The organism is Curtobacterium sp. MCLR17_055 (assembly GCF_003234305.1).
In the GTDB taxonomy this organism is placed as follows: Bacteria; Actinomycetota; Actinomycetes; order Actinomycetales; family Microbacteriaceae; genus Curtobacterium; species Curtobacterium flaccumfaciens.
This window is the reverse complement of record NZ_QKSX01000017.1, coordinates 79591-90416: the sequence shown is the minus strand read 5'-3', so window position 1 is coordinate 90416 and position 10826 is coordinate 79591. Positions and strand designations below refer to the sequence as shown.

Annotated in this window: 9 protein-coding genes; all 9 read right to left on the bottom strand. The window is 70.7% G+C overall.

What is annotated here, in order from left to right; all coding sequences use genetic code 11:
* Positions 1 to 504: 504 nt before the first annotated feature.
* Entirely contained in the window at positions 505 to 1818 is a 1314-nt protein-coding gene (gene tyrS, locus DEJ09_RS14730) for a tyrosine--tRNA ligase (protein ID WP_111089075.1), read from the bottom strand.
* A 63-nt stretch (positions 1819 to 1881) separates the two neighbouring features.
* Positions 1882 to 2580 (bottom strand): DNA-3-methyladenine glycosylase, encoded by a 699-nt coding sequence (locus DEJ09_RS14725; protein ID WP_071405136.1) that lies wholly within the window; start codon positions 2578 to 2580, stop codon positions 1882 to 1884.
* Positions 2577 to 4013 (bottom strand): argininosuccinate lyase, encoded by a 1437-nt coding sequence (argH, locus tag DEJ09_RS14720; RefSeq protein WP_111089074.1) that lies wholly within the window; start codon positions 4011 to 4013, stop codon positions 2577 to 2579. Before argH ends, DEJ09_RS14725 begins: the two co-directional genes overlap by 4 nt.
* Positions 4014 to 4090: 77 nt before the next feature.
* The gene (locus tag DEJ09_RS14715; RefSeq protein ID WP_110865445.1) at positions 4091 to 5287 is read right to left on the bottom strand and encodes an argininosuccinate synthase; all 1197 of its coding nucleotides are present in this window, start codon (positions 5285 to 5287) and stop codon (positions 4091 to 4093) included.
* 18 nt (positions 5288 to 5305) lie between these two features.
* Positions 5306 to 6229 (bottom strand): ornithine carbamoyltransferase, encoded by a 924-nt coding sequence (argF, locus tag DEJ09_RS14710; protein WP_071405139.1) that lies wholly within the window; start codon positions 6227 to 6229, stop codon positions 5306 to 5308.
* Positions 6226 to 7449: an acetylornithine transaminase gene (locus tag DEJ09_RS14705; protein WP_111089073.1), complete on the bottom strand. Its 1224-nt coding sequence runs from the start codon at positions 7447 to 7449 to the stop codon at positions 6226 to 6228. The genes argF and DEJ09_RS14705 overlap by 4 nt, the downstream gene beginning before the upstream one ends.
* Positions 7446 to 8498 (bottom strand): acetylglutamate kinase, encoded by a 1053-nt coding sequence (gene argB / locus DEJ09_RS14700; RefSeq protein WP_110865442.1) that lies wholly within the window; start codon positions 8496 to 8498, stop codon positions 7446 to 7448. Before argB ends, DEJ09_RS14705 begins: the two co-directional genes overlap by 4 nt.
* On the bottom strand, positions 8498 to 9697 hold the full coding sequence (gene argJ, locus DEJ09_RS14695) for a bifunctional glutamate N-acetyltransferase/amino-acid acetyltransferase ArgJ (protein WP_071405142.1): 1200 nt from the start codon (positions 9695 to 9697) through the stop codon (positions 8498 to 8500). Before argJ ends, argB begins: the two co-directional genes overlap by 1 nt.
* Positions 9694 to 10791, bottom strand: coding sequence for an N-acetyl-gamma-glutamyl-phosphate reductase (locus DEJ09_RS14690; RefSeq protein ID WP_111025015.1), 1098 nt, complete (start codon positions 10789 to 10791; stop codon positions 9694 to 9696). The genes argJ and DEJ09_RS14690 overlap by 4 nt, the downstream gene beginning before the upstream one ends.
* Between the last annotated feature and the right edge of the window lie 35 nt (positions 10792 to 10826).

The following is a 10826-nucleotide window of genomic DNA, read 5'->3' as shown; positions in this document are numbered from 1 at the left end:
CAAAAGGAATTGCTTCATGACCCGGTCAGCAAGCCGACCAGGCACGAGGTCAATCAATAAATTGGCATTGACAATGTGCACGCTGTTGAGTTCTCAAGGACCAGACGCACTTGCTCCTCGGCTCGAGTTCGAGCTTCAGCCACAAGGCTTGTGTTCTTGGCTTGCCACCGGTTGTTCGTCGGACCCGGAGGTCCAGTGGCTCATCCCGAGGGGAGAGAACCGGTGGGCTTGTCATCCTAGGCGTCGAAGCGATCCGGCGCAAGGCCCGATCTGAACTTCAGTGGAGGATGGTCCCGCTTGAGGGCCGACGTGCTCTGGGCTTTCGCTCCAGCCGCTCCGCCGCACCTTTGGGGTGACGAGTAAGAACTATACGCAGCCCTGAGCGAGTGCGCCAAGCCAGCTCCCATCCCGGGCGTGTCGCGTTGTGCAACACACGTCGCCCGGACGCAGCGATGCCCGGTTCCACAGGGGAACCGGGCATCGCTGGGGGTCGAGCAACCGGGATCAGGCGAGCGTCACTCCGGCGAGGGTCTTCTTGCCACGACGGAGGACGAGCACTCCCCCGGGCAGGGCGAGGTCGGACAGCGGTGCGGCGGCGTCCTCGGCTCGGACGTTGTTCACGGAGACGCCGCCCTGGTCGATCGCGCGGCGGGCCTCGCCGAGGGACTTCACGAGTCCGGTCTCCACGAGTGCCCGTGCAACGTCCGCTCCGGAGTCGAGCGTGACCGACCCCGGCAGCGCGGCGATCGCCGACCGCAGGGTCTCCGGGTCGAGCGCACCGAGGTCACCGTTGCCGAACAGCGCGGCCGCGGCATCGATCGCCGCCTGGGTCGCCGCCACTCCGTGCACGATCGAGGTGACCTCGAAGGCCAGGGTCCGCTGGGCCTCTCGTCGGAAGGGCTCGTCAGCGACGGCCTGCTCGAGTCGTTCGATCTCGGCACGCTTCAGGAACGTGAACTGCCGCAGCCGGGCGATCACGTCGGCGTCCGTCGTGTTGAGCCAGAACTGGTACATGGCGTAGGGCGAGGTCATCTCGGCGTCGAGCCAGATCGCGTTGCCCTCGCTCTTGCCGAACTTCGTACCGTCGGAGTTCGTGATGAGCGGGGTCCCGAGGGCGTGCACCGTGGCACCTTCGGCACGACGGACGAGCTCCGTGCCCGAGGTCAGGTTGCCCCACTGGTCCGAACCACCGGTCTGCAGCGTGCACCCGTACTGCCGCCAGAGTTCGCGGTAGTCGAGCCCCTGGAGGATCTGGTAGCTGAACTCGGTGTAGCTGATCCCCGCATCGGAGTTCAGGCGCGCGGCCACCGCGTCCTTCTTGAGCATCGAGTTGACGCGGAAGTACTTGCCGACGTCGCGCAGGAAGTCGATCGCGGACAACGGGGCGGTCCAATCGAGGTTGTTCACCAGCCGGACGCCGTTGTCGCCGTCCGGACTGAGGAACCGGGACACCTGGGTCTGCAGCCGGGACACCCACTCCGCCACGGTCTCCGGCGTGTTCAGCGTGCGCTCGGCCGTGGGACGCGGATCGCCGATGAGACCGGTCGAACCACCCACCAACGCGAGCGGCTTGTGCCCCGCGAGCTGCAGCCGCCGCATGGTCAGGAGCTGCAGGAGGTTGCCGCAGTGCAGCGACGGCGCCGTCGGGTCGAAGCCGCAGTAGTACGTGATCGGCTCACCGTCGAGGGCCTCTTGCAGCGCGGTCTCGTCGGTCGAGACCTGCACCAGACCGCGCCACTGCAGTTCGTCCCACACCGAGTCGAAGGCGGGGTCGTTCTGCTGGCGCGTCAGGACGTCTTGAGCGGTATCACTGGACACCCCGCCATCGTAGCGGCGACGGACGTCCGGCAGGCGCGGCGGCCGGGAGGCCCGTGGCCGGGTTCACGAGTCGAGGGCGCCCTTGTGCCGTCGGTACGTCGAGACCGTGGGGTCACCCGTCAGCCAGAAGCGCCAGGGGTACCGCGCCCCGCCTGCGATGCCGCCGACGCCGGTGCGCGGCCCGCGGGAGATCCGCGGGACCGCAGCGCCCGCGGGCGGACCGGCCAGGGTCTCGGACAGGAGCTCGTCGATCACGTGGGCCGGTCCGGCGGAGGCGAGCCGGGCCTCCAGGCCGGGTGCCAGGGTGAGCACGAACGGGCCGGACCCGTCGAGGAGCGAGGTGCCGTCGTCCTGCCCGAGGACCGCTCCGAGCGCACCACCGAGGTTGCCGGGCCCGCGTGCCAGGGCGACGTCCGCGACCTTCGACCCGCGACGCGCTCGCGCGACGTCGAGTCCCTCGACGACCTGCGCACCGCGCAGCAGGGAGCCCGACGAGGTGCCGGCAGGCCCGCTCACGACGTTGACGCAGGTGTGGATGCCGTACGAGCGGTAGGCGTACAGCGTGCCGGGCGGCCCGAAGAGGTGGCGGTTGCGCTCCGTCATCCCCCGGTGACCGTGTGATCCGGGATCGGTAGGGCCGGAGTAGGCCTCGACCTCGGTGATGCGGAGCGCCACGCCGCGCCCAGCGATCGTCGCACCGAGCAGGGCCGGCGCGGCGATCGGGGCGGGCTCGGCGAGCAGCGCGGCGATCCCCTCGGTCATCGCGAGAAGGGCGCGCCCTCGGCCAGGTCGCGGACGCGACGGGTGACGGACGCGAGCTGCTCGGCGACCCGGTCGGGTGCAGTGCCCCCGACGCCGGAGCGCGATGCGACGCTGCCCTCGATGGTCAGGACGGCACGGACGTCGGGCGTGAGGTGCTCGGACACGGACCGGTACTCGTCGTCGGTCGGCTCGTCGAGCTCGATGCCGCACTCCTCGCAGTACCGGACGAGCGCGCCGGAGACCTCGTGCGCGTCGCGGAACGGGACGCCCTGCCGGACCAGCCACTCGGCGACGTCCGTCGCGAGCGAGAAGCCCTGCGGCGCGAGCTCGGCCATCCGGTCGGTGTCGAAGGTCAGGGTCGCGATCATGCCGGTGAACGCGGGCAGCAGGACCTCGAGCGTGGCGACGGAGTCGAAGACCGGCTCCTTGTCCTCCTGCAGGTCGCGGTTGTACGCCAGCGGTAGTCCCTTGAGCGTCGCGAGCAGCCCGGTCAGGTTGCCGATCAGGCGCCCCGACTTGCCCCGGGCGAGCTCGGCGATGTCCGGGTTCTTCTTCTGCGGCATGATGCTCGAGCCGGTCGAGAAGGCGTCGTGGAGCCGGACGAAGCCGAACTCCTTCGTGTTCCAGAGGATGACCTCTTCCGACAGGCGCGAGACGTCGATGCCGATCTGCGCGAGGACGAACGCGAACTCGGCGACGACGTCCCGGGCGGCCGTGGCGTCGATCGAGTTGTCCGCCGGGCGGTCGAAGCCGAGCTCCGCGGCGATCGCGGCGGGGTCGAGGCCGAGCGAACTCCCTGCCAGCGCACCGGCACCGTACGGGCTGACGCTCGCGCGGCCGGCCCAGTCGCGGAGGCGCTCGAGGTCGCGGACGAGCGGCCAGGCGTGCGCGAGCAGGTGGTGGGCCAGGAGCACGGGCTGCGCGTGCTGCAGGTGCGTGCGCCCCGGCATGATCGCGGCCGGGTGCTCGGTCGCCTGCTGGGTGATCGCGTCGACGAGGTCGATCACGAGCCGGCCGATGCGCCGCCCGTGGTCGAGCATGTGCATGCGGCCGAGGGTTGCGATCTGGTCGTTGCGGCTGCGACCAGCGCGGAGCTTGCCGCCGAGTTCGGGACCGAGGTCGGCGATGAGCAGGCGTTCGAGGGCGCCGTGGACGTCCTCGTCGGAGTCGTCGGGCTGCAGCGTGCCGTCGGCGTGCGCCGCTTCGAGCCGGTCGAGGCCGGCGAGCATCCGTTCGAGCTCGTCGGTGGTCAGGTAGCCCGCGGTGTGCAGCGCTCGGGCGTGGGCACGGGACCCCGCGATGTCGTAGGGCGCGAGCTGCCAGTCGAAGTGCGTCGACTTCGAGAGCGCGGCGAGGGCCGCACTCGGGCCGTCGGCGAAGCGGCCGCCCCAGAGGGCACCGGTGTTGGTGGCGTCGGTCTTCTCGTCGGTCATGTCGTCCTGCGTCGTTTCGTCGGTGCCCGGGTGAGGCTGGGGCCGCGGGCTGTTGGTCGGTGCGGGGCTGCTGTCGGTCAGTTCGCCGCGTCGCGGCGGGCGGAGATCTTGCTGGGCAGTGACCAGAGCTCGATGAACCCCCTGGACACGGACTGGTCGAACGCGTCGCCGGTGTCGGACGTCGCCAGGTCGAAGTCGTAGAGGCTCTGCTCCGACCGACGGCCCGTCACGGTGGCACGCCCGCCCTGCAGCCGCAACCGGACGTCGCCGGAGACGTGCTGCTGGGTGTGCTCCACGAACGCGTCGAGGCTGCGCTTGAGTCCGCCGAACCACAGGCCGTCGTAGACCAGGTCGGCCCACTCGGACTCGACGCCGCGTTTGAACCGGGCGACGTCGCGCTCGAGGGTGAGGCTCTCGAGCTCCTCGTGCGCGGCGATGAGCGCGATCGCGGCCGGCGCCTCGTAGACCTCGCGCGACTTGATGCCGACCACCCGGTCCTCGACGACGTCGATCCGCCCGACGCCGTGCTTGCCGGCGACCGCGTTGAGCTCCTGCACCATGCGCAGCACGCTGAACCGCTGCCCGTCGAGGGCGACCGGGACACCGCGGTCGAAGGTGATCGTGACCTCGTCGGCCTGCTGCGGGAGCGCCGGGTCCTGGGTGGTCGCGTAGAGGTCGTCAGCGGGGGCGGTCCACGGGTCCTCGAGGAGCCCGGTCTCGACCGCTCGGCCCCACACGTTCTGGTCGACCGACCACGGCTCCCGTTCCGAGTGCTGGATCGGCAGCCGGTGCTCCTGCGCGTAGGCGATGGCGCGGTCGCGGGTGAGGGCGAGGTCCCGCACCGGTGCGACGGTCCGCAGGTCCGGTGCGATCGCCGCGACGGCTGCCTCGAAGCGGACCTGGTCGTTGCCCTTGCCGGTGGAGCCGTGCGCGACGCTGTCGGCACCGAGTTGCTTCGCCGTCAACGCGAGGTGCTTCGCGATGAGTGGGCGGCTCAGTGCCGAGACGAGCGGGTACCGCTTCTGGTAGAGCGCGTTGGCCCGGAGCGCCGGCACGATGTACTCGTCGGCGAACTCGTCCTTGGCGTCGACGACGAGTGACTCGACGGCGCCGCAGTCGAGCGCACGCTGCCGGACCGCCTCGAGGTCCTCGCCGCCCTGGCCGACGTCGACCACGAGTGCGACGACGTCCTTGCCGGTGGCGTCGCGCAGCCAGCCGATCCCGACGGAGGTGTCGAGACCGCCGGAGTACGCGAGGACGACGCGGTCAGCCACTGGTGTCCGATCCGTCGGCTAGTCGTTGGCGAGCAGCCAGGCCAGCAGCGCCTTCTGGGCGTGCAGACGGTTCTCCGCCTCGTCCCAGATGATGCTGCGGGGGCCGTCGATGACGTCGGCGGTCACTTCGAACCCACGGTCGGCCGGCAGGCAGTGCATGAAGACGGCGTCGTCGGCGGCGTGCGCCATGAGCGCGTCGTCGACGCGGTACCCCGCGAAGGTGTCGAGGCGCGACTGCTTCTCGGACTCCTTGCCCATCGACACCCAGGTGTCGGTGACGACCACGTCGGCACCAGCGACCGCGGCAACCGGGTCGGTCACCACGAGGACGGAGCCGCCCGTCACGGCGGCGCGTTCCTCGGCGTCGGTGACGACCTGCGCCGACGGGGAGAACTCGGCGGGGGCGGCGACGCGGACGTGCATGCCCGCTGTCGCCCCGGCGAGCAGGTACGACTGCGCCATGTTGCTCGCGCCGTCGCCGATGAACGCCACGGTCTGCCCGGCGAGGGCGCCGCGGTGCTCACGGATGGTGAGCAGGTCGGCGAGGAGCTGGCAGGGGTGGAAGTCGTCGGACAGCGCGTTGACGACGGGGACCGTCGTGCCGGCGGCCATCTCCTCGAGCCCGGCCTGACCGTAGGTGCGCCACACGATCGCCGACACCATGCGCTCGAGCACGCGGGCCGTGTCCGACGGGGTCTCCTTGCCGCCGAGCTGACTGTTCGCCGTCGAGATGATCAGCGGGCTGCCGCCGAGGTCGGAGATGCCGACGTGGAAGGACACCCGGGTACGGGTCGACGACTTGTCGAAGATCACCGCGACGCTCTGCGGACCGGCCAGCGGCTTCTCCGCCCAGCGGTCGGCCTTCATGCGGTCGGCGATGTCGAGGATCGCGGACTGCTCGGCCTGGCTCAGGTCGTCGTCGCGGAGGAAGTGGCGGGTCATGCGGTGGGCTCCTGCGCTGCGGCGACGGCCGCGAGGCTCTGGGCGAGGATCGACAGGAACTCGTCGATCTCGGCGTCGGACACGATGAGCGGCGGCGCGATGCGCAGGCTCGACTCGTTGGGTGCGTTGATGATGAGGCCGCGCTCGAGGGCGGCTGCGTTGACGGCCGGACCGATCGGACCGGTCAGACCGACGCCGATGAGCAGGCCGGTGCCACGGACCTCTTCCACCAGCGGGGAACCGATGGCGCGGATGCCGTCACGGATCCGCTCGCCCTTGACCACTGCGCCAGCGACGAGTTCCGCACGCTCGATCTCCTCGAGCACCGCGTTGGCGACGCGGGTGCCGAGCGGGTTGCCGCCGAAGGTCGACCCGTGCTGGCCGGCCGAGAACAGGTCGGACGCCCAGCCGAACGTGACCAGGGCGCCGATGGGGAAGCCGCCGGCGATGCCCTTCGCGACGGTGATGGCGTCCGGCGTCACCCCGTGGCCCTGGAACGCGAACCAGTTGCCGGTCCGGCCGACACCCGTCTGGATCTCGTCGAGGATCAGCAGTGCGCCGTGCTCCGCGGTCAGTCGGCGTGCCGCCAGCAGGAAGCCCTCCGGCAGGTCGACCACGCCGGCCTCGCCCTTGATGGGTTCGAGGATCAGGGCGGCGACGGAGTCGTCGATCGACGCTTCGAGCGCCTCGATCGAGGTCTCGATGTGCTCGACGCCCGGGATCATCGGCAGGAAGTCCTGCTGCAGCGCGGGCTTGCCGGTGAGCGCGAGGGCACCCATCGTGCGCCCGTGGAAGCCCTGCTTGAGCGCGAGGATCCGGGTCTTGGTGCCGTCCGCACCCTTGTTGAGCCGGGCCAGCTTGAACGCGGCCTCGTTCGCCTCGGCGCCGGAGTTGCCGAAGTACACGCGGCCAGCGTCGCCCGCGCCGGTGATGCGCTTCAGGCGCTCGGCGAGTTCGAGCTGCGGCGGGGTGGCGAAGTAGTTCGACACGTGCACGAGCTTCGCGGCCTGGTCGGCGATCGCCTCCACCAGGGCGGGGTGCGCGTGGCCGAGCGAGTTCACCGCGATGCCGGCGAGGAAGTCGAGGTACTCGTTGCCGTCGACGTCCCAGACGCGGCAGCCCTGGCCACGCTCGAGCATGATCTTGGGCGGGGTCAGGGATCGCATGAGCGACGCCCCGAACCGGTCGTTCCAGGTCTCGGTCTGCGTCTCGGTGCTCACTGCTGGTGTCCCTTCTCGTCCGTACCCGCCACGTGCTGGCCGGTACTGCTGTCGATCGACGGCGACGCCACGCGACGGCCGATCTCGGCGTGGGTCATCTGGTTCTCGGTTCGTCGGCTCGGGTCCGGGATCACCTCGGTGCCCGCACCCCGCAGGGTGAAGACCTCGAGCAGGATCGAGTGCGGGATCCGGCCGTCGATGATCGTCGCACCGCCGACCCCGCCGACCACGGCGTCGAGGCACGCGGTCATCTTCGGGATCATCCCCGACTCGAGGCTCGGCAGGAGTTCGCGGAGCTCGTCGACGGCGATGAGGTCGACGATCGAGTCACGGTCGGGCCAGTTGCGGTACAGGCCGGGGACGTCGGTGAGCATCATGAGCTTCGAGGCCCGCAGCGCGATCGCCAGGGCACCCGCCGCAGCGTCCGCGTTCACGTTGAGTGCCTGGTCGGGGTGCGCGTCGTCGATCGCGATGCTCGAGACGACCGGGATCCGGCCGGCCTCGATCGCGGCGAGCACACCCGACGGGTCGACGTGGGTGATGTCCCCGACGTGGCCGAGGTCGTACTCCTGCCCGTCGACGACGACGCCCTTCTTCTCGCCGGTGAACAACGAGCCGCCGTCGCCGAACACGCCGACGGCCAGGCCCTCGCCGTGTTCGTTCATCAAGTCGACGATCTCGCGGTTGACCTCGCCGGCCAGGACGTCGCGGACGACGGTGATCGCCTCGGTCGTCGTGACGCGGTAGCCGCCGCGGAACTCGGACTCGATGCCCTGTTCCTTGAGGGCGGCGGAGATCTGCGGCCCCCCGCCGTGCACGACGACGGGGTGCAGGCCGGCGTAGCGCAGGTAGACCATGTCCTCGGCGAAGGCGCGCTTCAGGTCCTCGTTCACCATGGCGTTGCCGCCGAACTTGACCACGACGACCTTGCCCGAGAAGCGCTTCAGCCAGGGCAGCGACTCGATGAGCGTCGCGGCCTTGACCGCGGCGAACTCGTGTTCTTCTTCCTTCGTGAGGGGCGTACCGGCCCCGTTCGTGTCCGCCGCCATCAGCTGGAGTACGCGCTGTTCTCGTGCACGTAGTCGTGCGTGAGGTCGTTGGTCAGGATCGTGGCCGAGTGCGTGCCGACACCGAGGTCGATGCGCACGTGGGTGTCACGCGGCGTCAGGTCGACGGAGTCGCTCGGCTCGTCGGGTGCGCCCGCGTGGCAGACCCGGACGCCGTTCATGCTGACGTCCACCGCGTACGGGTCGAACTCGGCGTCGGTGGTGCCGATCGCTGCGAGCACCCGGCCCCAGTTCGGGTCGTTGCCGAAGACAGCCGCCTTGAACAGGTTGTTCCGGGCGACGCTCCGACCGACGGTCACGGCGTCGTCCTCCGTCGCGGCGTGCACGACCTCGATCGCGATGTCGTGGCTCGCACCCTCGGCGTCCTGCTGCAGCTGGCGGGCCAGATCGGCGCAGACCGCGGTCAGGGCTTCCTGGAAGTCACCGACCTCTGGCGTCACGCCGCTCGCACCCGACGACAGCAGCACGACGGTGTCGTTCGTGGACATGCAGCCGTCGGAGTCGACCCGGTCGAACGTGATGCGGGTGGCGGCGCGGAGCGCCTGGTCGAGCTGGTCCGGCGTCTGCACGGCGTCCGTCGTGATGACGACGAGCATCGTCGCGAGGCCCGGGGCGAGCATCCCGGCGCCCTTGGCCATGCCGCCGACGGTCCAGCCGTCCTCGGTCACGACGGACTGCTTGGCCTTCGTGTCCGTCGTCATGATCGCGGTCGCCGCGTCCGGGCCGCCGTCGCTGCTGAGTGCAGTGCTCGCCAGGTCGACGCCACGGAGCACGTTGTCGCGGAAGGTCTGGTCGCCGACACCGATGAGCCCGGTGGAGCAGACGACGACGTCGCCGGCTCCGATCCCGAGGGCGTCGCCCACGGCCTCGGCCGTCAGGTGCGTGGTCTGGAAGCCGAACGGGCCGGTGAAGCAGTTCGCGCCGCCGGAGTTCAGGACGACGGCACGCGCGACGCCGTCACCGACGACCTGGCGGGACCAGATCACGGGGTGCGCCTGGGCCCGGTTGCTGGTGAAGACGGCGGCCACGGCCGCGTCGGGGCCGTCGTTGACGACGAGGGCCACGTCCGGCTTGCCGCTCGTCTTGAGGCCTGCGGTGACACCGGCGGCGCGGAAGCCCGCTGCCGCGGTGACGCCCTGGAGGCCCGGCTCGGTCTGGGTGGTCGTGCCTGCGTCGGTCACGGTGCGACTCCGTCCACGCTGAGGCCCGTGGTCTCGGGGAGACCGAGGGCGATGTTCGCCGACTGGACGGCGGCGCCGGCCGTGCCCTTGGCGAGGTTGTCGAGCGCGGTCACCGCGACGACGCGACCGGCGGCCTCGTCGACGGCGATGCCGACGAGCGCGGTGTTCGCACCGATCGTGTCCGCGACCCGGGGGAACTCGCCCTCGGGCAGCAGGTGGACGAAGGGCTCGTCGGCGTACGCCTGCTCCCAGGCGAGCCGGACGTCGCGTGCGCTGACGCCGGGCGAGAGCTTCGCGGTGGTGGTCGCCAGGATCCCCCGCGACATCGGGACCAGGACCGGCGTGAACGAGATCGTCACGTCGGCCGCCCCCGCGACCTGCAGGTTCTGCTGGATCTCGGGGACGTGCCGGTGCGAGCCACCGACGGCGTAGGCGCTGGCGGACCCCATGATCTCGGAGGCCAGGTAGGTGGTGGCCAGCTTCTTGCCGGCGCCACTCGGGCCGACGCTGAGCACCGCGACGAGGTCGTCGGACTCGACGAGGCCGGCCTGGATGCCCGGCTGGATGCCGAGCGTCACCGCGGTGACGTTGCAGCCGGGGACCGCGATGCGCTTCGTGCCGACCAGGGCGGAACGCTGCTTGCCCTGCGATGCGATGTCGTCGACCTCGCGCCATTCATCGGCCGAACCCGGGGTGGGCGCCGCGAGCAGGAGCTCGGGCAGACCGTACGTCCACGCGCCGAAGTAGTCACCGCCGTAGAACCGCTCCCACGCCGCCGGGTCCGTCAGCCGGTGGTCCGCGCCGCAGTCGATGACGAGCGCGTCGTCGCCGAGTTCCGCGGTGATCGCTCCCGACTGCCCGTGCGGCAGCGCCAGGAACACCACGTCGTGCCCGCGCAGCGTCTCGGCCGTCGTCTCCGCCAGCGTCAGGTGCGACAGGGAACGGAGGTGCGGCTGCGTCGCGATCAGGGGCTGTCCGGCGTTCGAGAACGCCGTCACCGTCCTGACCTCGAACTCGGGGTGGGCGGAGAGCACGCGCAGGAGCTCACCACCCGCGTAGCCGGAGGCTCCCGCCACGGCGACGGATACGGACATGGGATTCCACCTTTGGTCGGACTGGTCGTCGAGAG